General features: G+C 68.3%; 20 protein-coding genes and 2 pseudogenes. 12 read left to right on the forward strand and 10 right to left on the reverse strand.

The annotated features are described in order from the left end of the window. A partial coding sequence (locus GAS53_RS50370) for a transposase (protein WP_151484562.1) occupies positions 1-293 on the reverse strand: 293 nt, incomplete at its 3' end. 30 nt (positions 294-323) lie between these two features. Then, positions 324-1,052 carry a glycosyltransferase family 39 protein gene (locus GAS53_RS50375; RefSeq protein WP_225859617.1) on the reverse strand — a complete coding sequence of 243 codons (729 nt, stop codon included), beginning with the start codon at positions 1,050-1,052 and terminating at the stop codon, positions 324-326. 236 nt (positions 1,053-1,288) lie between these two features. Here GAS53_RS50375 and GAS53_RS50380 point away from each other — a divergent pair, with 236 nt between their 5' ends. After that, positions 1,289-1,969, forward strand: a complete 681-nt coding sequence (locus tag GAS53_RS50380) for a response regulator transcription factor (RefSeq protein WP_151484563.1) — start codon at positions 1,289-1,291, stop codon at positions 1,967-1,969. After that, positions 1,956-3,431 carry a sensor histidine kinase gene (locus tag GAS53_RS50385; protein ID WP_151484564.1) on the forward strand — a complete coding sequence of 492 codons (1,476 nt, stop codon included), beginning with the start codon at positions 1,956-1,958 and terminating at the stop codon, positions 3,429-3,431. Before GAS53_RS50380 ends, GAS53_RS50385 begins: the two co-directional genes overlap by 14 nt. Positions 3,432-3,874: 443 nt before the next feature. On the opposite strand, the gene GAS53_RS50390 is transcribed toward GAS53_RS50385, so the two are convergent. From GAS53_RS50390 to GAS53_RS50400, 3 genes are all read right to left on the reverse strand, one after another. Continuing rightward, positions 3,875-5,191 (reverse strand): DUF3533 domain-containing protein, encoded by a 1,317-nt coding sequence (locus GAS53_RS50390; protein WP_151484565.1) that lies wholly within the window; start codon positions 5,189-5,191, stop codon positions 3,875-3,877. 190 nt (positions 5,192-5,381) lie between these two features. Then, positions 5,382-6,485 (reverse strand): 4Fe-4S binding protein, encoded by a 1,104-nt coding sequence (locus GAS53_RS50395; protein WP_151484566.1) that lies wholly within the window; start codon positions 6,483-6,485, stop codon positions 5,382-5,384. A 399-nt stretch (positions 6,486-6,884) separates the two neighbouring features. After that, positions 6,885-7,514 carry a TetR/AcrR family transcriptional regulator gene (locus GAS53_RS50400; RefSeq protein WP_151484567.1) on the reverse strand — a complete coding sequence of 210 codons (630 nt, stop codon included), beginning with the start codon at positions 7,512-7,514 and terminating at the stop codon, positions 6,885-6,887. 214 nt (positions 7,515-7,728) lie between these two features. On the opposite strand from GAS53_RS50400, the gene GAS53_RS50405 reads away from it, so the two are divergent. The 6 genes and pseudogenes from GAS53_RS50405 (at position 7,729) to GAS53_RS50430 (ending at position 14,346) form a co-directional block, all read left to right on the forward strand. Next, positions 7,729-8,658, forward strand: a complete 930-nt coding sequence (locus tag GAS53_RS50405) for a haloalkane dehalogenase (protein WP_151484568.1) — start codon at positions 7,729-7,731, stop codon at positions 8,656-8,658. 656 nt (positions 8,659-9,314) lie between these two features. Continuing rightward, positions 9,315-11,432 (forward strand): MMPL family transporter, encoded by a 2,118-nt coding sequence (locus GAS53_RS50410; protein WP_225859618.1) that lies wholly within the window; start codon positions 9,315-9,317, stop codon positions 11,430-11,432. Between the two features lie 145 nt (positions 11,433-11,577). Beyond that, complete coding sequence (locus GAS53_RS50415) at positions 11,578-12,279, forward strand: SDR family oxidoreductase (protein ID WP_151484570.1); 702 nt, start codon at positions 11,578-11,580, stop codon at positions 12,277-12,279. A 17-nt stretch (positions 12,280-12,296) separates the two neighbouring features. Next, positions 12,297-13,173 (forward strand): annotated as a pseudogene (locus GAS53_RS50420) (alpha/beta fold hydrolase). Further along, positions 13,170-13,580, forward strand: coding sequence for a CocE/NonD family hydrolase (locus GAS53_RS50425; RefSeq protein ID WP_225859620.1), 411 nt, complete (start codon positions 13,170-13,172; stop codon positions 13,578-13,580). Before GAS53_RS50420 ends, GAS53_RS50425 begins: the two are co-directional and overlap by 4 nt. A 79-nt stretch (positions 13,581-13,659) precedes the next feature. Further along, positions 13,660-14,346, forward strand: a complete 687-nt coding sequence (locus GAS53_RS50430; protein ID WP_151484571.1) for a DUF899 domain-containing protein — start codon at positions 13,660-13,662, stop codon at positions 14,344-14,346. Between the two features lie 408 nt (positions 14,347-14,754). Here the strand turns inward: GAS53_RS50430 and GAS53_RS50440 are convergent, their stop codons facing one another. Further along, positions 14,755-15,339, reverse strand: coding sequence for a helix-turn-helix domain-containing protein (locus tag GAS53_RS50440; protein ID WP_151484572.1), 585 nt, complete (start codon positions 15,337-15,339; stop codon positions 14,755-14,757). 115 nt (positions 15,340-15,454) lie between these two features. On the opposite strand from GAS53_RS50440, the gene GAS53_RS50445 reads away from it, so the two are divergent. The 3 genes from GAS53_RS50445 to GAS53_RS50455 are packed head-to-tail and all read left to right on the forward strand — an operon-like array spanning position 15,455 to position 17,748. Further along, entirely contained in the window at positions 15,455-16,291 is an 837-nt protein-coding gene (locus GAS53_RS50445) for an EamA family transporter (RefSeq protein WP_151484573.1), read from the forward strand. Between the two features lie 45 nt (positions 16,292-16,336). Continuing rightward, positions 16,337-16,984: an FMN-binding negative transcriptional regulator gene (locus GAS53_RS50450; protein ID WP_151484574.1), complete on the forward strand. Its 648-nt coding sequence runs from the start codon at positions 16,337-16,339 to the stop codon at positions 16,982-16,984. Positions 16,985-17,040: 56 nt separating this feature from the next. Continuing rightward, positions 17,041-17,748, forward strand: coding sequence for a B3/B4 domain-containing protein (locus GAS53_RS50455; protein ID WP_151484575.1), 708 nt, complete (start codon positions 17,041-17,043; stop codon positions 17,746-17,748). A gap of 332 nt (positions 17,749-18,080) precedes the next feature. On the opposite strand, the gene GAS53_RS50460 is transcribed toward GAS53_RS50455, so the two are convergent. The 4 genes from GAS53_RS50460 to GAS53_RS50480 form a co-directional block, all read right to left on the reverse strand. Then, entirely contained in the window at positions 18,081-18,221 is a 141-nt protein-coding gene (locus GAS53_RS50460; protein ID WP_225859621.1) for a hypothetical protein, read from the reverse strand. 624 nt (positions 18,222-18,845) lie between these two features. Further along, positions 18,846-19,451, reverse strand: a complete 606-nt coding sequence (locus GAS53_RS50465) for a DUF5956 family protein (protein WP_318724448.1) — start codon at positions 19,449-19,451, stop codon at positions 18,846-18,848. Positions 19,452-19,584: 133 nt separating this feature from the next. Further along, positions 19,585-20,310, reverse strand: a complete 726-nt coding sequence (locus GAS53_RS50470) for a hypothetical protein (protein ID WP_151484578.1) — start codon at positions 20,308-20,310, stop codon at positions 19,585-19,587. Between the two features lie 1,084 nt (positions 20,311-21,394). After that, positions 21,395-23,611 (reverse strand): alpha-L-fucosidase, encoded by a 2,217-nt coding sequence (locus GAS53_RS50480; RefSeq protein ID WP_151484579.1) that lies wholly within the window; start codon positions 23,609-23,611, stop codon positions 21,395-21,397. Positions 23,612-23,813: 202 nt separating this feature from the next. Between GAS53_RS50480 and GAS53_RS50485 the strand changes: the two are divergent. Then, positions 23,814-24,419, forward strand: a pseudogene (locus tag GAS53_RS50485) (FadR/GntR family transcriptional regulator); the annotation flags it as partial. Positions 24,420-24,772: the final 353 nt, after the last annotated feature.

Raw genomic sequence — 24,772 nt, forward strand, 5'->3', positions numbered from 1 at the left:
ACAGCCTCGCTGTCTCCGAGGTGTTCGACGACGTAGTCACGTACGTCGTCCAGGACCTCGTCGGCGTCCCACTCGATCCGGTTCAGCAGCCGGTGGATGCGATCGGGACCCGCGTGCCCGGCTTCCTCGGCCAGCGTCCAGCCGTTCTTCCGCTCCAGCGGAGCGACCAGGCCCCGCATGTAAGCCAGCGCAGACTGGCGCGGCTCCTCCCGGTTGAACCGGTGGATGAACCGCTCATGCAGAGCGTCCAGTTCACCCGCCCACAGCCTGACATCGTCAAGGTCCCCACCCATAACCACACCAACGACCGACCTGGCCAGCAGTCACGACAAGCACCGTTGCAGTACTAGGGCACACGCCATGCCCACGACCGCCACCACCAGGAAATAACGAAGCCGCACCGGTCCGCCGATCCAGGACACCTGCTCCGACTGCCCCGCACTGTAGATCGCCAGCGGCAACAGCCCGGCCACAACGCCCGCGGCAGCCACACTCCACGCCCTCAGCACCGGTCGTGGAACACGGGAGACGACCAGTGTGACGCCGTGTGCAACCAGGGCGAGGACCGCGAACTCATGGAGCAGACAGGCCAGCAGCATGGTGGAGCCGTAGACCGCCCACCGCCACCGGGCCCGATGCGGGACGCTGACCACGAGCGCATAGGTGGCCCAGGTGACCAGGGCACAGACCATGGCATACGAGCGGCCTTCCTGCGCGTACTTCTGTACCTGGGGAAGGAGCGGAAACACCAGCCCGGCCAGCAGCCCGGCGCGGGGTCCCGCCAGGCGTAGCCCCAGGAGCCCGACTCCGCTTGCCGCCACGGACATGGCCAGCACGGACGGCAGCCGCAACGTCAGCAGCCCTCCGCCGAAGAGACCGAAGATCTCATGCATCACGGCGTAGTAAAGGGCATGGACCAGATCAACATGCTGGGCGGTGAGCCATATCTGCGAAAGGTCGCGGTGCGCGAGCTGATAGGTGACGGACTCGTCCCCCCACATGGTGTTCTTCCTGCGGATACCCCAGAGCCCTAGAGCGATGGTCAGCGTCAAGGGCGCGAGGACGACAACGGCGTTGGCCGGGCTCGGTGATTGCCGACGGACGGGTACGGGAGGGGAAACCGTCCTGGCCACGGCGGGGGCACGTTCATCAAGGGACATCGGCGGCAGGGCCTTTCAGCAGTGGCGAAGACATTCCGCCAGCGTGCCCGGACCTCGTTGACCGGTTGCTGATCCAACCTGACCGGCCGATCAGGAAGGCGGGCCGGCGCTGTGCGAGGCTGCACCACATGCGCATTCTGGTGGTCGAAGACGAGGTGGACCTTGCCCACACCCTGCACACCGGTCTGACTGCCGAGGGCTACAGCGTCGACCTCGCCCATGACGGTCGGCAGGGACTGTGGATGGCTCGGACCGGCGAATACGCCCTTGTCGTACTGGACTTGATGCTGCCCGGACTCAACGGGTACAAGGTCTGCGCCCAGCTGCGCCGGGAGGGCAACGCAACCCCCATCCTGGTACTCACCGCCAAGGACGGGGAGTGGGACCAGGCAGAGGCCCTGGACACGGGGGCCGATGACTACCTGGCCAAACCCTTCTCCTACATGGTGCTCGTCGCACGGCTGCGGGCCCTGGTCAGACGAGCCGCCACGGTCGCCCCGCCCGTCCTTGCCGTGGGCGACCTCTCGTTGGATGTCGCCGGCCGGGTCTGCCGCCGGGCCGGGGCCCGGGTGGACCTCACACCCAGGGAGTTCGCCGTGCTGGAGCTGCTGGCCCGCCGGGCGGGCCAGGCCGTCTCCAAAACGGATCTGCTCTATCACGCGTGGCCCGACGAAGCCTGGGATCCCAACCTGGTGGAGGCGCGCGTCAGCGCCCTCCGCAAGAAGGTGGACGCCGCGTTCCACCGGCAGTCCCTGCAGACCGTACGGGGTACCGGCTACCGATTGGTGGACGACCGTGAACGCGACTGAGCCGCGACGCCGCTGGTGGCCGCGTTCGGTACGAGCCCGCACAGCCCTGGCCGCCGCCTCGACCGCCGCCGTCATCCTGGTCGGCATCGGCTGGTGGGTACACCACGACGTCTACCGCCAGAGCACGCAGATCGCCGAAGACCAAGCCAAGGATCAACTCTGGTCTCTCTGCGATAAGTTGGAACAGGGTGGCATTCCCGATTCCACAAGCACTGTGCCGTACGAGGTCGTCGCGACCGGCCGACGCACCGCTGTCGCCTACGGCGGAGGCATGAACGACTTCGCTCCCGGCACCCACCACGTGATGCCCGCCCCACCGAAAGCCTTGAGGGTCGAGCTCATTACTACCGTCCGCCTACCTGCGAACCCCGACTACGACCCCAGTGACAAATTCTCTGTAGCCGGCGGGACCAATCAGGTTATTACAGCCGATATCCGGTCCGATGAACTGAGCAATGGCAAAGCCGCCGCTCTGGGCGTCGCCGCCGATGCCAACCTGCGGGTCTATGTGTTGGTGCTCCCGCACACAGCCGAGGCAATCACCGAGACCACCGACCGCCTGCTGCTGCGGGCCGGGCTCGTCGGCCTCGTACTGATCGCCGCCGCTGCCTACTTCGCCGTCCGAATCGCGCTGCGGCCGGTCGAAGCCATCCGCGTCCTCACCGCCTCGGTCACCGCGAGCGACCCCCGCGAACGCGTCACCGTCCCTGCCACGGGACACGAGATCACCGCTTTGGCGACCACCATCAACAGCACCCTCCAACGCCTCGACGACGCCGCCGCCCAGCAACGCCGCTTCGTCGCGGACGCCGCCCACGAACTACGCAGCCCCCTCACCACACTGCTGGCCAGCCTGGAAGTCGCGCTCGCCTACCCGGAACGCACCGACTGGCCCGCCGCGGCCACCACCGCCGCACGACAGACCCGCCGCCTCCACGCCCTCGCCGAAGACCTGCTGCTCCTCGCCCGCCTCGACACCCGCACCCCCACAGCCGGCCCCGAAACCGTCGACCTGACAGCCCTCGCCTCCCGGCTGACCGAGCAATACCCCCTCACCGAACGACCGTTGACCCTCACCTGCGACAGCACCGCCCCCGCACACGCACACGGAAACCCAGACGAGTACGAACGGCTGCTGCGCAACCTCATCGACAACGCCGCCCGCCACGCCGCACACCGCATCCAGATCACCATCCGAAACCAGGACGCCTGGGTCGTCCTCACGGTGCACGACGACGGACCGGGCGTGCCCACCGAGGACGCCGAGCGCATCTTCGAACGCTTCGTCCGGCTCGACGACGCCCGCTCCCGCGACCACGGCGGCACCGGCCTGGGCCTCGCCATCGCCCGCGACCTGGCCCACCGCCACCGAGGCACCCTCACCCTCACCCTCACCCCCCGGACCCTCGGAGCATGCTTCCAGCTACGCCTTCCCCGAGCCCCCACCCCAGCCGAGGAATGACGCGCTTCACCGCGGCAGCCCTTCGGAACCGGAAGACCACCAGACGACCACGCCCACCGCCACTGCCGCAGAAACGATCATCCACTTCACCCGCCACCTGGCTGAGCCCGGCTGCTGTGGACCTCCACCGCCCGGCCCACGCGCGGCTCGGAGATCACCGCCTGCCGCCACGACGACCTGGTCGGCCGGCTCCGCGGCCGGCCGCGCCGCGATCGCCGACCTCCGCTTCGTCGGCCTCGACGGTGGTGGCGACGACAGCAGCGACCCGGCGGTCATCACCGGCCACAAGAAGCCCAAGGGCAAGAAGCTCCCGCCCGCGAAGAAGCAGAACAACCAGCTGATCGCCGCAGAACGAGCCGTCTGCGAACACGCCTTCGCACACCTGAAGAACCGGCGCGTACTGACCCGGCTCCGCCTCGACGCCCGGGGCGAGTTGTGTTCCGCTACGCCGGGACGGCGGTCTTCTCGGGCTTCGTCTCGACCGGGATGCGGTGCAGCCCCTTGCGGTCGTACCAACCGGTCACGCCGAAGCCGAACAGCGCGGCCACCGCGAGGCCAGCGGCCATCATTACCCAGCCCCGGGTCAGACCCGCGTCGCCCTGGGCGTCGTAGTAGAGGATCGAGCGGATGCCACCGGTGATCTGCCGCAGGGGCTCGAACTCCGCGAGGAAGCGGTAGAAGCCGGGCAGCGCCTCGAGGGGGGTGGTGGCGCCGGCCGTCGGCACCGCCATCCCGATGAAGACCAGCGTGACCACCAGCATGCCGGGCGTGCCGAAGACGGCAAGGAGGGTGAGCGCACCGATCCCGGAGACCGCGATGGCGCACACCGAGAACAGCCACAGCAGCGGTAGGTGGGCGGCGTCCATGCCCATGATGCCGATCGCGCCCACCATGACCAGGGTTCCCATCAGCAAGGACAGACCGGCCATGAGAGTGCTGCTGATGGCGAGGGTCTGCACCCGGGTGGCCCGGATCAGCGGGCGGTGCAGGCGCAGCGGGCCCATGTCGTTGTGGGTGTAGCCGAGGGCGTGGTCCACCTGGCCGCTGATGACATTGGCGGAGAGCATGCCGCAGACCACGAGGACGAGCGCGTAGTAGAACGCCGTCAGGCCCAGGCCGCTGTGTGAGTCGAGCGGATGGCCGTCCTCGACCGTGACGGCGGCCGGGTCGGCCAGGAGGACGCGTGCCGCGGCGGGCAGTTTCGCCTGCCCGGTCCCGCTCTGCGCGGTCAGCTCCTTGCCCACTTGGAGCGAGGCGTTCTCGGCCGCCTCCGTCGTCGCCGCCCGAGCCAGGCTGGATCCCACGCTGCCGGCGGACTGGTTGGTCAGCACCGTCAGCGTCGGGCGGGCCGGCGTCCCGGTGGTCGCGGTGGTCGCGGTGGTAGCGGTGCCGGTCAGTGCGGTGGTGGTGGAGGTGAAGTCGGCGGGGACGACGAGCGCGCCGTACAGCTTGCCCTCGCCGAGTTCCTCCTTCACCCCCTTCTCGTCCAACACCTTCCAGTCGATCTTGCCCCCGCTCGCGGTGGACTTCTCGATCGACTCGGTGATCTGCGCCCCCAGGTTGACCTGCTTGCCGCCGACAGCGGCTCCCTCGTCGGCGTTGACCAGACCGACGGGCAGTTTCTCCATGTGATCGACCGGATCGATGTTGGCGCCAACGTAGAACACGGTGAACAGCAGCGCGAGTACGCCTGTGATGACGCCATTGGCGATCCACAGAGGTTTGGCGCGCAGTACGCGGAAGGGATGAATCCCACTCATGACTTACTCCGGTCTCGACAACAAGGGCACAGCGGAAAGAGGCCGGACGACGTCATCGCAGGTCGGCGACCCTCAGAACGTTCAGTCCTCGGCACGCGCACGGCGGTTGTCCGGTGGAAGCGTCGTATGCCGAAGAACACCTCCTGCAGTACGAGCAGGACGAGCGGGCGGTGGGCACAGGGGCGCCGGGTCAGTGGGATGCGGAGCGTTTCGCCGGGGGCTGCCAGCCGCCGGTGACTTCCTTGACGGGCTTGTGGGGGAAGCGGCGCTGGGCGTACTCCTGCGCGTGTGAGCCCGGAAGGACGTACAGAGTCTCCTTCTTGTCCTGGAGCGGTCGCAGCACGGTGTCCATGAAGGTCTTGCGGTCGTCCAGGTACGGGCCCAGGACGTCCTCGCCGCCGGGGCAGACGGCCATGCAGTAGCCGGACTTGTAGCCGGGAGGGTGGGCCAGGCTCTGCCACATGGAGGCACTCTCGGAATCGGTGACCCGGGAGCGGTAGTCGGCAGCGTCCTCGCTGTCGGCCACGGTCTGCGCCCAGTCGGTGAACCCGCTCATGAACTCGCGGTAGTTGTGCGTGGTGCAGGCCAGGGCGTCGAATGCCCCGTCCTTGCTGATGGCGCCGACCGGGCAGGCTGCGACGCACAGCTTGCAGTCGATGCAGGGGTTGTAGTCCAGCGCCTGCCCGTACTCGCTCACCTCGGCGTCCACCAGGACGGTCGCCAGCAGTATGAAGTTGCCGAACTTCGGGTGGATGACGTTGCGGTGCAGGCCCATCACCCCGAGCCCCGCGGCCACCGCGACCGTCTTGTGCGCCACCACCCAGATCCGTTCACTGGGGAAGCGGTCCATCTCCTGGGGGAAGCCGACCGACGGATTGAGCGCGCGGTAGCCGGCGTCCTGCAGGGCCTGGGTGACGCTGCGGGCGGCGTGGTTGGCCTGCTCGTCGGTCTGGTGGAACTCCTGGTTGGCCACGCTGCGGGCCGGGGAACGGCAGTTGTCGCGGTTCATCCGGAACGCCATCGCGATCAGGGTGCGGGTGCCGGGCAGTGCGGACCGGGCGTGTTCGCGCTCGCCGGTCAGGTCGGGGTGGTCCAGGCTGACCGCGGCCGCGTCGGCCGCGCCGGCCGCCAGGCACAGCTCGCGCAGCCAGGCCGCGTCGATCACTGCCGGCGGACTCGTGACGTCACCGACCCTGCGCCGGGCGAGCACGGCCTGCACCGACGGGTGGGCAGCCAGCTTCGCCGGAAGCCTGGGATCCGCCGACTGCCCTTCGGCGTCGCGCGCGGTAGTCATCCGGTGCTCCTAGTGAGTCTGGTGGCGTGACTCGCCTCCACGGCGAGAAACCGATCAGTTTCCGCCAGCGTAAACTGATCGGTTTCTGCCTGGCAAGCCCAACGGCCGACAAGCCCAAGGGGCGGGCCGTCCTGCGGTGTGCACCCCACAGACCGCATGCCGTCCGCGCGTTCCGGCATGCGGTCTTCCGCGTGATCTCCAGGCGGCCCTACGTGAGCTCGGCGGTGGCCCCGGTGATGAGTCGGTGGCGATACCGCTCACGCCGCCGACAGTCGGCGCGGGCATCGAAGGATGAAGGATGCCATTCCTCCCAAGCGCGAACGTCTGGCTTCCTGGCAAGAGCCCCGCTGGAGCCGTACATCCAGACATCCAGGTCCGGAGCGGGAATCCGTTCCAGCCTCACATCGCATCCGCGACCCCCGAAGCTCTCTCCTCGCCCTCCCGCCACCCAGCCACCAACGCCCGCAGGGCCCGCTCGTAGCAGTCGGCGACCGCGAGCTCCGGCGGCTCGTTGCCCGACAGCACCAGGGACACCAGGCCGTGGGCCATTCCCCAGACCGACAGCGCGATGACCTCGGGGGCAGACTCGGAACTGAACTGCCCGGCCCGCTGTCCGCGGCTCACAGCGTCAATCAGGGGCCGGTACGTCTCGACGACCTCACGCGGCCTGTCCGACTCGGAGGAGCACTGGACGCTGCGGTCGGAGAAGAGGATCGCGTAGAGATGAGGGTTGGCCACGGCGTACTCGCGATAGGCGAGCCCGATGCGGATCACGTCGCCAGCCGGGTCGTCCGTCGGATGGACGGTGGCCAGGCGCTCGACGAAGAGGTGCACGGCCTCCTGGTACAGGCTGCTGAGCAGACCGGCCTTGTTGCCGAACAGCGAGTAGACCGCCGTGGTCGAGGTCTTCACGTCGGCCGCGAGCTGCCGCAGGCTCAGCGCCGCAGTGCCGCGGTCGAAGACCGTGGCGGCCGCGCGGTGCAGGAGCCTGAGCCGGAGCGCTTCGTCATGTGTCTTGGGCTTGGCCATGGCGTCATCATATTCAAACGCCGTTACGAATGCTCCCCCGGCGTCGCAACAGATCGAGGTCACTTGACGCGCCAACCTCAGGCCCTCACCTGCCCATAGATTGGATCTATCTACATATACGCAGGTCAAAGCAGGTGACCGAGACACCTCTCCAGCCAGACAGGGAGCAAGGGGAGTTGGAACGAGCAATCAAAACACTGTTACGGTGTGTCGCATGGACATCGAACGAACACCTGACGAGCGCTTCGACGGCCTCTCCGATTGGCCGTACGAGCCTCGGTACGCCACGGTCGGTGATGACCTGCGTATGCACTACGTCGACGAGGGGCCGCCCGACGGCCCGGTCGTGGTCCTCGCTCACGGTGAGCCGACCTGGGGCTACCTTTACCGCAAGATGATTCCCGGCCTGGTGGCATCCGGCCGCCGTGTCCTGGTTCCCGACCTGATGGGATTCGGCCGCTCCGACAAGCCGGTCGACCGGGCCGCGTACACCTACGAGTCTCACGTCGCCTGGACCGGTGCCTGGCTGGATCAGCTCGATCTCGCGGACATCACCCTGTTCGGTCAGGACTGGGGCGGGTTTGTCTTCCTCGTGCACGTCGGGCTCACGCCCGACCGGTTTGCGGCCGTGGTCGCCGCCAACACCGGCCTGGCCGCCCCGGACGTCATGGCCGGGTTCACCCCGGAACAGTTCGCGCCTGCGGCCGACGCGTTCCTGCACTGGCTTGAGCAGTCCGAGTCGCCCGACCTGACCGCCTCGTGGGCCGTCGGCAGCCCCGACAGCGCCCTCAACCAGACCGCCCACGTCCTCACCGAGGAGGCAGCGGCCGCCTACGACGCTCCCTTCCCGTCCGAGCGGCACTTCGCCGGAGCGCGGCAGTTCCCGCGGCTCGTACCGCTCGACGGCACAGACCCGCCCGCCTCGTTGCTGAACCGAGCGTGGGCCGGGCTGACAGCCTTCGAGAAGCCGTTCCTCACCGCCTTCGCCGAACGCGAAGACATCACGCGCGCGTTCGAGCGGATCTTCCAGGACCGCGTCCCGGGTGCGCGGGGGCGGAACCATGTGACGGTCCCCGATGCCGGCCACTTCCTGCAGGAGCAGCAGCCCGACTTGCTGGTCGATGCCATCCTCAGCCTCGGCTGACAGCCGCTCTTCACGACGGCTCACCACACCCGCCCGCGACGGCCCCGGATTCCTGTCGCTGACACCCGGGAGCCAGGAAACGGGCGTGCGAGTGCGTCGACCGTCTGCCGACGTCGACAGACCCTCGCTTTCCGGCACTTACCCCGTGCGGCTGGTGATCGTGTCCTCACCCCGCAGTCGGCTGAATCCCTGACCAGCGGAGACGTGCCTGCTCTGCGGCCGAGGAGCCCATACTCACCAACTCCCTGTGCCGCTACGCCTTCCCGAGCCTGGCCGGCTTCGGCTCCCGGCCCGCTCCCGAGGCCGAGCGCGGTGAGCACCTTCGGCCCAGCGGCCGTCCACTTTCCACTTACCCCCGGCCGACAGTTCGGCGCGGAGGGCTGCCTCAACGGTCGCCGTCCTTGACGAACCCCGGTCCACTGCCGCGAGCCGGTCACCAGGTCAGAAGTGACTTTCTCGGCTCCGGCCTGCTTCCGGCCGATCAGGTCCGGTAGCCCCTTGTGGGCCTTCACCACGGGGCGCCGGCCCCGACGGCTCCGCAGCGCGCCGTGCTCAGACAGTCCTGCCCGGCGCTCACCAACGATCTAGGAGAAATCATGTTTGACAGGTTCGGGCGTCTGCTTCACCGGAGACGAAATCCTCTACTGATACTGACCTTGCTCTTCGCCGTCCTGTCCGGGGCCTACGGCGTCGGTGTCTTCGGCTCCCTGACACCGCTCGGCTTCGACGACCCCGGTTCCGACAGCCGGCACGCGGCCCAGATCGCCGAGAAGGCTTTCCCGCAGCGGACACCCGATGCCGTGGTCGTCTACCGCGACGAGGACCGCACCGTCGATGACCCGTCGTTCCGGCAGGCGGTCGTCAAGCAGGTGGAGTCCCTGCCGACATCGGAGGTGACCGGCTACTCGCACTTCTGGATGTCCAAGATGCCGGCGCAGGTCAGCCACGACCGGCACGCCACCTACGTCGCGCTGAACCTCCACGGCGGCAGCGAGAAGGCCAAGGAGGATGCGTACAAGGCGATCAAGGACAAGCTCGCGGCACCCGGCCTGGAGACCCTGCAGGGCGGAACGGTGCCCACCGGCTATCAGGCCGGTGAGAAGATCGAGCATGACCTGAGAACCGCGGAAATCTTCTCGGCCCCTGTACTCTTCCTGTTCCTGTTGGTCGTGTTCGGCGGTCTGGCCGCGGCCAGTCTCCCGCTGCTCGTCGGCGGGCTCTCCATCCTGGGCTCGATGGCCGTCCTGCGGACCATCTCGAACGTCACTGACGTCTCCGTGTTCGCGATGAGCCTGGTCACGATCCTGGGTCTCGCGGTCGCCATCGACTACGGCCTGCTGATCGTGAGCCGCTACCGGGAGGAACTGGCGCGCGGCCACACCGGAGAAGAAGCGCTCGCGCGCACGGTCGCCACGGCCGGGCGCACCGTGGTGGTCTCCGGGGTCACGGTCGCGACGGCCCTGGCCGGCCTGACCTTCTTCCCGTCGACGTTCCTGAAGTCGATGGCGTACGGCGGTGTGGCCGCGGTCGTGCTGTCGGTGCTCTTCTCGCTGATCGCGCTGCCCGCGGCGCTCGCCGTGCTGGGTCCGAAGGTCAACGCCTTCTCGTTGCGCCGCCGCAAAACCGCGCGCCCGACGGCGCCGGGCGAGGGTGCCTGGTACCGGTTCGCGCACGGCCTGATGCGGCGTCCGGCGGTCCTGGTGGTGGGCACGGTGGCCCTGCTGCTCGCGCTCGCCCTGCCGTTCATGCGGATCGAGTTCGGCTCCATCAACGCACAGCAGCTGCCGAGCAGCGCCGAGGGCCGCCAGGTCTTCGACACCATGGAGCGCGACTTCGACGCCGACGCGGTGAAGTCCATCGACTCGCTGCTCGTGCTGAAGTCCGCCGCGACCTCGAAGGAGCAGGGCGCGGCACTCCAGGCGTACGCCGAGCGGCTCGGCGCCACCGAGGGCGCCGACAGCGCCCGGATCACCGGCGCCGAGGGCACCACGGCCCGGGTGTCGGTCACCTTCGACGGCAATGCCATCTCGCCCGAGGCGCGCGACCTGGTGAACCGGCTCAAGGACGTACCGGCACCGCCGGGCGCCCGGGCGTACTTCGGCGGCGAGTCGGCGGTCTACGACGACACTCTGGAGGCGCTCGGCGAGACCCTGCCGTGGATGCTGCTCTACATCGCGGTGGCGACATACATCCTCCTGTTCCTCGCGTTCGGCTCGGTGCTGCTGCCGCTGAAGGCGATCTCGATGAACCTGCTGTCGCTGTCCGCGACCTTCGGCGTCCTTGTCTGGATCTTCCAGGACGGCCATCTGCACCATCTGCTCGGCTTCGATCCGACGGGCAACATCGAGCCCAACATGCCGATCATGCTGTTCGCGCTGATCTTCGGACTCTCCATGGACTACGAGGTGTTCCTGGTGTCCCGGATGCGGGAGCAGTACGACCAACTGGACGACAGCACGGCCGCCGTGGCGACCGGGCTGCAGTCCATCGGCCGCCTGGTCGTGAGCGCCGCGCTGCTGATGTGCGTGCCGCTCGCGGCGATCGGGATGAGCGGCGTGCTGACCATGAAGCTCTTCGGCGTCGGCATGGTGTTCGCGGTCCTGGTGGACGTGCTGGTGGTGCGCATCCTGCTGGGGTCGGCCGTCATGAAGCTGATGGGCAGGGCGGCTTGGTGGGCACCGGGCCCACTGGCCCGCTTCTACACGCGGTACGGCATCAAGGAGACCGCCGATGTGCCGACCGACACCGGCAAGCCGGTTCCCGTAGCGGGCTGACCCCGGTGAGGAGGGGTCGAGGTGCCTTCCCTCGAGGCGCTTCGGCTCCCTTCGGCCCGGATCAGTTCACGGCCTGACCTTGCACACAGAAACCGATCGGTTTACGGTAGTGAAAACCGATCGGTTTCTCATTGTGGAGGCAGTCATGACCGCACTCAAGGGCGCAAACGTCTTCGTCACCGGCGGCAGCCGCGGGATAGGCAAGGCCCTGGTGGAGGAGCTCTATGCGCGAGGCGCCGGCAAGGTGTACGCCACGGCCCGCGACCCGCGCAGCGTGACGCATCCCGACGCGGTCCCGGTGGCGCTGGAGGTCACCGCCCCTGCTTCCGTGGCGGCGGCCGCCGCGCAGGCGGAAGACGTCACCGTACTGATCAACAACGCCGGCGCGGCCGTCGGCGCGTCCTTCCTCGAATCGCCGGTCGACGACGTGCGCCGGGAGTTCGAGACCAACTTCTACGGCCCGCTGCTGGTCGCCCGGGCCTTCGTGCCGGTCATCGAGCGCAACGGTGGCGGCCACCTCCTCAACGTGCACTCCGTGCTGTCCTGGCTGGCCCTCGGCGGCTCCTACAGTGCCTCCAAGGCCGCCCTGTGGTCGCAGACCAACTCCCTGCGCCTGGAGCTGCAGCCACGCGGCATCGCTGTCACCGGACTACACGTGGGATACGTGGACACGGACCTGGCGGCCGGCGTCGACGCACCCAAGTCCGACCCCCGTGACGTCGCCGCACTCGCCCTCGACGGCGTCGAGGCGGGAGCCTACGAGGTGCTCGCCGACGACATCTCACGGCAGGTCAAGGTGGGCCTGGCCGGGGACCTGGCAGGGCTGTACGCGCAGCTGGCGAAGTAGGACAGGCAGTCGGCGAGATGCCCGGCCAAGAGTCACTTCCCACGATTCACATCCCGGGGACCACCAGACACACCATCGCCCCGCGCGGCGGACGCAGCAGCCGCGAGGGAACGCTGCGCTATGTCAGAACGGACGGGTTCTCCCGTGGTCCTGCTGCACACCGTGCGTACGCAGGCCGAGCACTTCCGCTCCCTCATCCCGTTGATCTCGGATCAGTACACCGTGCACGCCCTCGATCTGCCGGGGACGGGCTACTCAGAGATCGTGCCCGGTGCGTTGTACGACGAGCCGGCGATGCGCGCGGGCGTCGCACGGCTCCTCACCGAACTAGACCTCCATGACGTGACGTTGGTCGGGGAGTCCATGGGGGCGGTGCTCGCCCTGACCGCCGCGGCCGATCTGCCGGAGCGGGTACGCCGCGTTGTCGCGGTGAACACGTACGACTTCCGCAGCGGAATCGCCCGGTCCAGCGCCCTCGCCCGTGTGGTGGTCGGCGGTGTTCTCACTCCGGGAGTGGGCCCCGTGGTCGCCCGGCAGGAGCCCAAGCCTGTCCTTCGCAGGATCCTGCGGGGCGGGCTGGTCGACAAGACCGCGCTGCGGGAGGACTACCTGGACGAGCTCCTCCAGGCGGGCGGGCGTCCCGGCTACCCGACCGTCGCTCGGGCCGTGTACCAGAACCTGCCCAGCCTCATCGCGGCCCGCTCGCGCTACCCCGAGGTCAAGGCCCCCATCCACCTCGTCTACGGGGAGAAGGACTGGTCCCGGCCATCGGACCGGAAGGCCGACAAGCAGCTGCTGCCTGCCGCCCGTTTCACGCAGGTGCCAGGAGCAGGCCACTTCATCGCTCTGGAACGGCCCGACGTGCTGGCCGACCTGCTGAGGAGCAACACATGACAGAGATCCGGATCGAGTTCGATGTTCCGGCGGAGATGCGTGACGGCACGGTGCTGCGCGAGGATGTCTACCGGCCTGGCGGTACCGGACCGTGGCCGGTGCTGCTGAGCCGGCTGCCGTACGGCAAGCACACGCCCATCGCGGCCATCGGGCTCGATCCCCTGGCGGCGGCCAGGCGCGGCTTCATGGTGGTCATACAGGACACCCGTGGCCGGTTCGCTTCCGAGGGCGAGTGGGAGCCGTGGACGTACGAGGAGAGCGACGGTCCGTTCCTCAACGCGCCCGAAACGGATGGACAGGATGCTGCGGGCATCGATGGCGGATCGCCCCTGAGGTCGCCCTCGGTGCCCGCGATGCCGAGGACGCTCCCCATTGGTTTGAGGGCGCTGCGACCGGCCCGGCGATAGTTGGCCGCAGAGCGATGAGTTTGGCGAACGGGCACGGTCTACACGTACGAACCGCAAGCCGTGAACCTCGGAGGAATTCATGACCGCCAAGGCACTGCCGCCCGTCGTCGACGCGAAGACCTGGGAGCGCCAACTCGACGACCTGCGCGCGCGGGAGAAGGCCGCGACCCGCGAACTCGACGCGATCGCCGCCCAGCGCCGCCGAATGCCGATGGTCGAGATGCCCGACTACACCCTCGAGGGCGAGGAGGGATCGGTCCGGCTGGCCGACATCTTCGGCGACAAGTCGCAGCTGATCGTCTACAACCACATGTGGTTCCCCGGCGAGAAGTGGCAGTGCCCGGGCTGCACGGGGTTCACGTCGCAGTTCACCCGGTTGGATTTCCTGGAGCCCTACGACGCCAGGTTCGTCATCGTCACCCAGGGCCCGATCGATGAGGCCCTCGCGTACAAACGGCGGGTCGGGAACAAGATGACCTGGTACTCCACCGCGAACAGCCCGTTCGGCACCGACGTGGGCGCACCGCCCGGCGGTGGATTCGCGGTCAACGTCTTCCTGCGCGACGGCGACACCGTCTATCGCACCTGGCACACCAACGGCCGAGGCACCGAGCAGCTCAGTCACACCTTCGCGCTGATCGACCTGTTGCCGTACGGGCGGCAGGAGGAGTGGCAGGACTCGCCCGAGGACTGGCCGCAGTCACCCACGTACAGCCGGTGGAGCGGCTCCGAGGACATCGCCGCGCTCTACGGCCCGGACGCGTGAGGTACTGAGTTCGGTCGGTTCGAGGAGGTCCGTCTCTTATCGGCGGCCTCTATCGAGCTGACCTTCTCCGACCGCTCGCATGGGGAGCCATCCGGTCGGGCGCCGGGCAAGGCGGGGTGGCTTCCCCGATCGTTTCCGACAGCTCGAGAGCCCGCCGGACCGGGCCCAGGACCACACGCTGCGCCGGCGGATCACCACCTCCTCGGCTTCGCCGGACCGAAGTCCGAGGCCGAACAGATCAAGCAGGGCCTTGCCCAGTTCCTGCGCGACGAGCTCGAGCCGGAGCTGCCCCAGGCGTGTGTACGCCTTCTGCCCCGAGTCGCCGTCGGCGACCTCCCGTAACGAAGCAGTTCTGCTGCCACTGAGGCGACAGCACCACAAGGGCGGCTTCGGCCGGCGCCTCGTGGGTCAGGTTGTGGAAGCGGGACCGGGCGGCAGGTGGACCGTCATGATCAGGCTGCAGGTTTCGGTGCCGGAGCCGCGGTAGGTGTGAGGGGTGTCGCCGTCGAACGTGGCGGTCTGTCCGGCTTCCATCGCGTGTTCGGTGCCGTCGACGATCAGGGTCATCCGGCCGGCGGTGACACTGACGGTTTCCACGACCCCGGCCTGGTGAGGGTGGCTGGGGTATTCCTCGTCCGGTTCCAGCTGCCAGCGCCAGACCTCGACAGGGGCCGGGCCTGAGGTCGTCAGCATGAGCCGGGCCTCACTCCCCCGTTCTCCGGTCCACAGTGGCGCCACGGTGTCGGCGGCCACGATGCGGACGCGACCTTCGGGCGGCCCCTGCATCAGATCGGACACCGAGATGCCGAGGGTGTCGGCCAGCCGGACCAGGGTGACCAGGTTGGGATTGCCCTGGGCCTTCTCCAGTGCCACCAGGGCTCCCTTGCTGACCTGGGAGCGTCGGCTGAGTTCCTCCAGGGACAGGCCTGCCCGGGTGCGGGCCGCTCGGACGTTGTGCGCGACCGTCCGCAGGGCCGCGGCTGTCTCGACCATCTGATCTCCATCCTCACCACTGACCACTTCAATGCACCACACGGTCGTTTGGTTGACACAGACCGGTCGTTGCATTGTATGGTGCGGTCGTTCCAATGATACTAGGGGATGTGCTGTGATCGCTCTGCTGCTGGCCCTGGGCAGCTCCCTCGCCTATGGATGCGCCGACTTCCTCGGCGGCCTCGGCGCCCGTAAGGCTCATGTGCTGCGTACCGTGATGATCGCGGCTCCGGCCTCTCTCGTGGTCGAGCTGATGCTGTGGCCGGTGCTCGGCGCCTCGTTCAGCGCCGGCGCCCTCGGCTGGGGTGCCGCGTCCGGGGTCGCCTCCGCCGCCGCGTTCGTCCTGCTCTACCGCACGCTGGCCATCGGTCCGATGAACGTGCTGTCGCCCGTGACCGCGCTGGTGTCCGCCGCGCTGCCCGTCGGTGTGGGCCTGCTGCAGGGCGAGCACCTGGCCGTCGCGGGACTGGTGGGTCTGCCGCTCTCGCTGGTGGCGGTCGCACTGGTCAGCGCCGGACACGGCGCCGGGGCGGCGCGCCCCTCACGTACGGCCCTGCTGCTGGCCTTCGGCGCGGGCGCCGCCATCGCCCTCCAGCTGATCTTCCTGCACCAGGCGCCGTCCGACAGCGGGGTGGCGCCGCTGATCGTGGGCCGCGCGGTCTCCTCCGCCGTCACCCTGGCCGCGGCGGGGGTGATGTACCGCAGGCTGGGCGCGGAGCGGCCCGCGTACGCGATGTCCGCAGCCGCGGGTGTGCTGGACTCCGTGGCGAACCTGCTGTTCCTGCTCGCCGCCCGCAGCGGGGACCTCGCCGTCGTCGCCGTAATCGTCGCCCTGTACCCGGCCGGCACGGTCCTGCTCGCCCGCGGCGTCCTCGCCGAACGCATCCACCGCGGACAACTCGTCGGCCTGGGCACCGCCGCCGTCGCCGTCAGCCTCCTCGCCCTGACCTGAGAAGCCCGCAGCCCGCCACAGCACCGACCACGCAAGGAGAGCGGCATGTTCATCCAGCCCTGGGACGCCAGCCTGGACGAAGCCGAATGGCAGACCTGGATCGCCGAGGGCCATGAATTCGGACAGCTCAGTGTCAACGGCCTGCCCGGCCACCCGCCCGTCGCCGTCCCCACCCACTTCACCAGCGACGGAATCCATCTCCTGATCCACCTCGCCCGCCCCAACCCGGTCTGGAAGGCGATCGAGCACGACCCGAACGTGCTCTTCACCGTCTTCGGTGACTACGCCTTCATCTCCGGCCCCTGGCGAGCCAAGTCCGGCACTCCGCCCGCCGATGGCGTCCCCACCAGCTACTACACAGCCGTCCAGTTCACCGGCCGCGCCCATATCGTCGACGAGCCCGAGGCCAAGGCGGAACTGCTGCGCCGCCAGCTCGCCCACTTCCAGCCCGACGGCGACCACGCCCCCGTCGCCGTCGGCCGGCCGCCCTACGGCCGGATGCTGCCCGGCATCCGCGGCCTGCGCCTGGAGGTCACCGACGTCCTGGCCAAGTTCAAGTACGACGACCACAAGCCCGTCGAGCACCGGACCGCCGTCGCCGACCGCCTCACCGCACGCGGCCAGGGCCTCGACGTGCCCACCGCACGCCAGCAGCACCGCCGCCGGGACCGCATCGGCCCCTGGAAGCCCTGACCACCGCCCCGACCGCGACCACCCACGCCCGGACACACGAAACGGACACCCCGCTCATGCCCGCCTTCCGCATCACCCCCACCGTCGCGGACGCCTTCCCCGACACCCTCATCGCCCTGGTCACCGCCACCGCCCTGCGCGGCCGTGAACCCTGGCCCCACACCACCGCCGCCGTGGAGGACCTGGAGCAGCAGCTGGCCGACGGCACCTGGCAGCCCGCCGACGAGACCGACCCTCGTATCGAGGCCTGGCACACCGCCTACCGTTCCTTCGGCACCAATCCCCGCCGCATCCGCCCCAGTGTCGACGCGCTCGGCCGCCGCCTCGCCAGGAAGGGAACGCTGCCGCGCATCAACCCGGCCGTCGACTCCTACAACGCCGTCTCCGTCCGGCACGGCCTGCCCGCCGGCGCCTTCGACCTGGAGCACGTCACCGGCGACGTCGACATCCGGTACGCGGAAGGCACCGAGTCCTTCACCCCGCTCGGCGAACCCGACACCGTCGAGCACCCCAAGCCCGGCGAGATCATCTACGCGGACACCACCAGCGTCCTGACCCGCCACTGGAACCACCGCGACGCCCACCGCACCCGCGTCACCGAGGACTCCACCCACGTCGCCTTCGTCCTCGAAACCCTGCACGCCACCCGCGACGGCGACCTCCTCAAGGTCGCGGCCGACGAACTCCAGGGCCTGCTCGCCCCACACGCCGAACAGACTGCCGTGCACTACCTCAGCCCGGCACAACCCCAGGCCACCACCTGAGACCGCCACCCGACCCGGGCCCGCCCGGTGTCCGGCCACGAAAGCGCCCAGAGCCCGCAAACTCTCCGGTTAGATGAGAACGCAGGCTTGAGGACGAGTATCGCCATGGGGATGACCTGTGATCTCGATGCTGTCGGTGGGAAGAGACCCAGCCGCGTCCCCACGGGCCGTACGGGCCGGGCACGCACGCCGCTTGCTGCGGTGCCCGGGGACTAGGGGATGACCGTCAGCGGAGTGGTGCCCACGGTACTGCTGCTGTCGCCGTACTCGACCAGTCCGAGTAAGCCAGGCCGGCCTCGAGGTTGCGCCAGGAGACGGTGGCCTCGGCGGGGTCACCGGCGCTCACCCGCTGCTCGGCCGGGAGTGATGGTGGCCGGCCGGTCCGACTTGGTGTCCTTGCCGATCAGCCAGGTGTGGAGGGTGTACGTCTGACTGGTGACGCCGTTCGGGAGAGCGTACTGGACGACGTACACCTCGTAGGTGCCGGACTCAGCGAGGTCGACGTGCTCGTCGTTGCCGCCGGTGGGGTGGGAGAGCAGGTTGCCGTCCTTGTCGAGCGCTCACAGGTCCACGTCGCTGTCCGCGCTGAAGTCGGAGGGCAGGATCGCGATGCGGGTGCGGTCGGTGCCGTCGGGCACGGTGATCTCGGGCACGTTCTGCTACCGGCTCGGCCGGCCAACTCCTGACCACCGGCCGTGCCCTGGACCAGCCCCTGGTTCCCGACCAGTTACCGACAGAACTTCTGGAAAGCCGCTAAGTAGGGCCGGGGCGGCCGACGAACCGCTGTAGCCCCTTTGCCTATTCAGCGCCGCCGATGCAGACCACGACTCGATCAATCACGCCTGCAACGACCCGCATACGAATCGGGCCTCCGCAGATCGTGCAGCGCGTCGTGCGCCAGTCCGCCAAATCCGTACAGCGAACGCGTGAGCGTCACAAGGCCCTGCCGATCGTCGGAATCGGCGGCTCACCGACGCTTTGCCGAAGAGCGTTGCTCAGCACATCCGTGGTGGATGACAGCGCGTCCCGCCCGGGAGCTTGGGGCGACGGCGCCGAGCCAGGTCCGACATACCGAAGTCGGGCACGCGCCCACGAGGTCACAACGGGCCGGAGTCGAGGCCGGTGGAAGTGTCGGGATCGTAGAAGCGGGTCACGGCCGGTGCGATGGCCGCGGCGATTTCGTCGGCGCCGGGGGCCCGCGTCGCCAGACGCCTTTCCCGCTGGGAGATGTCCTGCCAGAGAGCGGTCAGCGGGCGGTGCTCGGGAACCTCGAGGAACCAGGTGAAGCCACGAGGACGGGGAGGGATTTCTGCCTCTGCGAGATAGCTGTTCGCGGCTTCCTCGATGATGTCCTGGTCGTCCGTGGTGCGCGGTGCGGCGTGGGTGCGATCGCCTCCCGAGGGGGCGGCGAAGCGGGTGCGCACGGTGTGCCAGTCCGGTTGGTCCCGTACGCGCACCGCATGATCGGGGCCCGCGTACCAACACACAACCATGTGCCAACCGGAGTCCCCAATTCTTTCGAAGCAACGGCCGGAGTGGTGGACGGTGACGGGCGCCGGGGCGACGGCCAGCGCACGCGGATCCGGAGGCGCTGCGAGCGGGAAGTCCCGCCAGGTGTAGGGCGGTTGGTGCACTGTGGTCCCTTCCGTACTCGCGATGACGCGCCCGTTGTCGGCGGGCGACCGACCGGGGGGGGCGGCCACCCGTCCGCAACGTCGGGATTACCGGCGCCTGTACGTTCCCGCCGACCTCGTCCTGCTCATCGTGCCGCGCGGTCCGCGAGCGCCGGCCTCCCGCCAGGAATGACGGTATTGCTCACCCGTCATGCGTCACTGTTCACTCGTCGGGAAAATAGCAGTTGTCGTCCGAGGTTCCGTAGCAGTTGAAGTACGGAGTCTCGAAGAGGGTGCCGCTCAACGGCGGACGTCCCGTGGGCACCCAGCTCGCGGCGAGCTCGTGGTAGTACTCGTTGGAATTCTCAAGCCAGGCGCCGCGCTTCTCTCCGCTGGACCAGCGTGCTCCCGGTGTCGACAGGAATGCTCCGCCCATCACGTCGGTGCCGCACTCGTTGTCCGGCCACAGGGATTCTTCTTCCCAGCAGATGGTCCGCGTGTCAGGGAAGTACAGAGCCGGCCCCTCGTCGTGGATCAGTGTCGTCGTGAGGCGCGGCTGGCGTCCGTTGAGGTTGTTGCGCAGTACGGCGTCGAAGGTGCCGACGTTCTCGGAGCCGTAGCCGTACCAGATGTTCGCCTTGGTCTCCCTGATGTAGTCATTGACCAACCGGGAGCACAGACCGGTGGGTTCACACCAGCTGTCATCGTCGGCGTTCGGAGCGGCGGTGAGGGTCGGCTTCTGGGGCTTGTCGTCCTTGGCCAAGTGCTCGACCTTGCCGTTGGCGAACAGATCGGAGCCCACACAAGCCCAGGCCCGCAGGTCTCGGCGGTGCGCGGTGTCCACACAGTCCTTTGTCGCACCCTTGGGTACGGAATCAAGCCGCATGTCGGCGCTGCGGACGCGATCGGTGCCGTCGTCGGAGACGGGTGACGCGTGAGCCGTGGCCATCGTGGTAACGGCAAGCAGTAGCGCTCCCAGAATCGATGCGGCCGCTGTGGCGGGCTTACGCATGTTCCTCCCTTCGTCATTGCGTCGTCAGCGTGTTGAGGTGGCTGGTATGAGCCATGGGGCATCAGGGCACGAGGGCTCGGGGTACGCCTCAGGACGCTAGTGGGGCGGGGGAACGAGTTGCACGGTCAATTTCTGCCATAAAGCACCGGTTGAGGAAGCGAGAGCACCGTATGTGACCTTTTGATGGAACCGCGTGCTCACAAGTCGGCGTGCAGCGTGGCGAGTTCATCGACGACGCGACGGCGCCAAAGACCGCATGGCAGCCCGTCGGCGCCGGATCTCTCCTGCCCAAACCGGTGCAGTGTGTGGGAACGACACGGATCGCCCGAAGTCGCTTTCGAGGAACGTGCAAGACCGTTGGCCCGCCAACAGGTGGCTTGATCTCATCAACAACAGCAAGCCGGTCTGCAAGCGCCGTAATGGGCGGAGATGCGCGCCAAACGTGAAGCTTGCCCAGGCACTGCGCACCCGCGAAATCGCTGTGCCGAGGCTCTGGCCTGCAGTGATGATGGCCTGACGCCGAATGCGCTGAGCCTGGGCCTCGCCCCGTCGTCACCGAACAGCCAGATCCGTTACTGTTCGCCACCACCTCCGGGGCACGCCTCTTCAGTTTCCCGTCCCATCACGTGGGCCCACCAGGAGCTTGCGGCCACCACGCGGTGCCCGGACGCGACCACGACCAATGGCCCGGCACCCGCCTCGAGTTCCGACACGCCCCGGCGGCCAGCCGCCGCCCCGACCGCGATCAGCGCGTGGACGTTGATGATGCGGCCGCCCTCGGCGAATGGTCGCACTCCACCGCCGGCGAGCGCCAGGAGCCGCGCACCCTGCGGCTGCCCACACAGCTCGTCATCCGCGGTTCCACCTGGAGGCCGGCAGCCGGCTCGACGACGAACCGGCACAACGACGCCTTTCCTCTCCGTCCCACCTCAACTGCTCTCCCCTGCCCGCGAGTTCAGGATCCACCTGCCAGTGATGCGGTGACACCCATCCTCGCGCGGTGCCGCCGCATCCGTATACGTCAGATCTTGGTGAACGTCCACAGGAGGTTGGTGCTGGTGCCCCACGTCCACTGTTTGGCGGCGGAGCCTGAGGAGACGTTGCCGCCGCCGTCCAGGACGAGGCCCGTGGTGCGGTTGGCGATGGAGTAGCGACCGTCGCCGCGGTGGGTGATCAGCCATTGCTGGTTGTTGCTGCCGTTCCACGTCTGCTGCCTGGCGGTGGCGCCGTCGCTTGTGGCGCCCCAGCCGTCGGCGACGAGGCCGTTGGTGCGGTTCTCCAGCTTGTAGTAGCCGTTGCCGAGGTCGACCGTGTGCCACTGCAGGTTGGTCGAGCCGTCCCAGGTCCACTGCTTCAGGTCGGAGCCGGCGGGGACGTCGCCGCCGCTGTCCAGGGTCAGGCCGTTGGTGACGTTGGTGATGCGGAAGTTTGCGGCCGGGTCGAATACGACCTTCAGGGAGGTGATCCTGCTCCAGAGCCCGGCGTTGTCGGCGCTGAAGGTCCACGACGTACCGGTGAAGTCGTCACCGGAGTAGCCGACGACCTGGTACCCCACGGCCGGCCGCAGCGAGGAGACGGCACGCGACGGGATGCCGGCGAGGGAGAGCTGTTCGGCGGTGTAGCTGCCAACGGCCAACACGGCGCTGCCACCTGAGTAGTTGGCACCCTGGTAGATCACGGCGCCGGCGAGGGGCCGCAGCGGGGGGATGCGGCCCGAGAAGCGGAGCTTGAAGACGTACGCGGGCGTGTCGAACGGCGCTGTGGACGGCAGGGTCACCTTCAGACCGTCCGCATCCTGGGTCGGGGCGGGGAGGTCGATGTACTCGCCGGCGGTCGCGCCGAGCAGTTTCACCGAGGACAGCGAGGCCAGGTCGATCCGTTCGGAGCCGAGCGTCTCGATCACGAGCGAACGGCCGGGCCAGCCGAGGACCGTGGCATACAGGACGGTGTCCGCCTTGTTGCGGGTGAAGCGGATGTCCTGCGCGGTGCCGGCCGTGGGGCGGGTGAAGGAGCCGCCGCCCATCTTCGTCGGGCCCTCGCCGTACGCGGTCCAGGCCCGAGTGTCGTAGATCGACTCGCCGTGCCGCTTCAGGTAGTCGCCGATGGCAAGGAGGAGGTCGCGCTGGCCCTGGGGGATGGTGCCGTCGGCCTGCGGGGCGATGTTGAGCAGCATGTTGCCGTTCTTGCTGACCCGGTCGATCAGCGAGTGCAGCATCTGCGCGAGTGAGTAGTAGCCGATGCCCTCGGTGTAGCACCAGCTGGAGTTGGAGATGCTGTCGTCGGTCAACCAGTACGGCGCCGTGAGGTCGGCTGGTCCACCCCGCTCGTAGTCGAAGACCTCGCCGTGGCTGTTGAGGCCGTCCTTGTAGGTGGCGACCACTTCCTTGCCCCACTTGTTCGCCTGGTTGTAGTAGTACGCCAGGAAGTTCAGCCGTTGTGTCTCGTCGACGTGGTCGAGTCTCCAGTCCTGCCACAGGATGTCCGGCCGGGCCCGGTCGACGACCTCCTTGAGCTTGTCGAACCAGAGCTGGTTCTCCTGCTCCGAACTGAGCTGGCCGTAGAACTTCTTCAGGCTCGGGTCCGACTGGGCGGGCGCGTACTCGAAGTAGCCGGTGTAGTTGTACGCGTGATGCATCGCCACCAGCAGCTTCAGGTTCCGGGCGCGGACGGCGTCGGTGAACAGGCGCAGCAGGTCGAGCCGCGGGCCCTTGGCCACGGAGTTCCACTCGTTGACCTGGCTGTCCCACATCGAGTAGCCGTCGTGGTGCTCGGCGACCGGTCCGGCGAACCGCGCGCCGGCGTCGACGAAGAGCTGCGCCCACTCGTCAGGATCGAAGTCGCCGCCGGCCGACTTGAGCTTGGGCGCGAACTCCACGTGGTTCCCGGCCAGATCGTCCGCCCCGTTGACGAAGTTGTGGAACGGCCAGTCTGCGGGCTCGCCGTAGGTGGCGATGTGGTGCTTGTTCGCCTTGCTGTCCGGCACGTACATGTTGCGCGGGTACCACTCGCTGTCGTACGCGGGCACGCTGAACACGCCCCAGTGGAAGTAGATGCCGAACTTGGCGTCCCGGAACCACTCTGGGGCCGCCGGATGCCGGTTCACCGAGTCCCAGGTGGGCGTGTAGGTGCGCGGGGCCGCCAGGGCACTGCCGCCGGCGGACACGTCGGTGGCCACCGCGGCCGCCACGACGGCCGTGGCACCGGCCAGTAACCTGCGCCTGCTGATCGATTGCGACACTGCGGAAACCTCCGGCGACGCGGCACTCATGGGACGTGAGCGACTGGTGTTACGCACGAAGGTCAGGCATGCAACCCTTCACTGTCAACGGGCGTGCAGGGATGAATGGCCCTGATGAGGCTGTGGAGTTGACCGGTTTGATACTTAACTTCGCCGTTTATACTGGGGAAGACATCACATGGCTTACGGAGAGGGGCTCCTTCTGGCGCGGGAGGCAGTCAAGGCGTCGGCCATCGCCCGGGTGTTCGAGGTCAGATGGGGTGACGGCACGTATGTGACCAGCCTGCAGCCGAGTCTGTTGCTGGAGGGTCTCGGGAGTGCGGTGGACCTGCCGCCGAGCGACGCGGGTGCCTTGTTGGACCGGATGAAGGTCAGACGGCTGCTCGAGCCGGTCGCCACCGCGCCGGCCGCCACCCGGATCTCCGACGTGGGCCTGGCAGAGGTGAAGCGGCACCTGGACGTCATGCGGGAGGCCCGCGACGACGTCGAGCAACTCAACACGCACGACGCGGCGTTCCACCGCGCGGTGATCGCCGCCACGGGCAACGAGTCACTGGTCACGCCCCTGGAGGGCCTCTCGGGCCGCACCCTGAGGGCCCGCATCTGGCGGGGCGTGGTCGACGGCCAGACCGCAGGGCGCACCTCGCGGAGCACGAGGCGATCTTCACGGCCCTGTCCCGCCGCGACGCCGCACTCAGCCAGGCCGCCGCGCTGCCGCAACGTCAGCAACACCGAGCAGTGGCTGCGGAATCACCTGGATGCCATGCCGGTCGCCTCCGAGACGCCGGCGACGATCGGCGGCGACTGACTCTCGCTGAACGAATGGGTGCCAGTGAATCGCCGATAGCACCAGAGGGGTTCAGCCAACAAGTGCGCACTCGGTTGGTCGTGCACCTAGAGGTTGTGCTCTGGAGCTGGGCCAACGGCGTAAAGCAGCGCTAGCGTTCCCGCATGTCATTCATGGACATATTCGTATTGATGGTACCGGTTGGCGCTATTTTTGGTGGTGTGGTTATGGCCGCGTGGATCACGAAACGCTGGCCATCGTGATAGTGCTAAGTCGCCACGTCGCCACTAGGCACTGTTTCTCGGATCATGTGCGGAGCCAGATGAGGAGGGTTGCGAGGGTGAGGGTGCCGAGGTAGATGTAGGCGCGTTTCT

It is taken from the genome of Streptomyces albicerus (assembly GCF_008905045.1).
In the GTDB taxonomy this organism is placed as follows: domain Bacteria; phylum Actinomycetota; class Actinomycetes; order Streptomycetales; family Streptomycetaceae; genus Streptomyces; species Streptomyces albicerus.

Coding starts and splice junctions, on each gene's coding strand:
- GAS53_RS50380 (WP_151484563.1), top strand. CDS start 1,289: ATGCGCATTCTGGTGGTCGAAGACGAGGTGGACCTTGCCCACACCCTG.
- GAS53_RS50390 (WP_151484565.1), bottom strand. CDS start 5,191: ATGAGTGGGATTCATCCCTTCCGCGTACTGCGCGCCAAACCTCTGTGG.
- GAS53_RS50395 (WP_151484566.1), bottom strand. CDS start 6,485: ATGACTACCGCGCGCGACGCCGAAGGGCAGTCGGCGGATCCCAGGCTT.
- GAS53_RS50400 (WP_151484567.1), bottom strand. CDS start 7,514: ATGGCCAAGCCCAAGACACATGACGAAGCGCTCCGGCTCAGGCTCCTG.
- GAS53_RS50405 (WP_151484568.1), top strand. CDS start 7,729: ATGGACATCGAACGAACACCTGACGAGCGCTTCGACGGCCTCTCCGAT.
- GAS53_RS50415 (WP_151484570.1), top strand. CDS start 11,578: ATGACCGCACTCAAGGGCGCAAACGTCTTCGTCACCGGCGGCAGCCGC.
- GAS53_RS50425 (WP_225859620.1), top strand. CDS start 13,170: ATGACAGAGATCCGGATCGAGTTCGATGTTCCGGCGGAGATGCGTGAC.
- GAS53_RS50430 (WP_151484571.1), top strand. CDS start 13,660: ATGACCGCCAAGGCACTGCCGCCCGTCGTCGACGCGAAGACCTGGGAG.
- GAS53_RS50440 (WP_151484572.1), bottom strand. CDS start 15,339: ATGGTCGAGACAGCCGCGGCCCTGCGGACGGTCGCGCACAACGTCCGA.
- GAS53_RS50450 (WP_151484574.1), top strand. CDS start 16,337: ATGTTCATCCAGCCCTGGGACGCCAGCCTGGACGAAGCCGAATGGCAG.
- GAS53_RS50455 (WP_151484575.1), top strand. CDS start 17,041: ATGCCCGCCTTCCGCATCACCCCCACCGTCGCGGACGCCTTCCCCGAC.
- GAS53_RS50470 (WP_151484578.1), bottom strand. CDS start 20,310: ATGGCCACGGCTCACGCGTCACCCGTCTCCGACGACGGCACCGATCGC.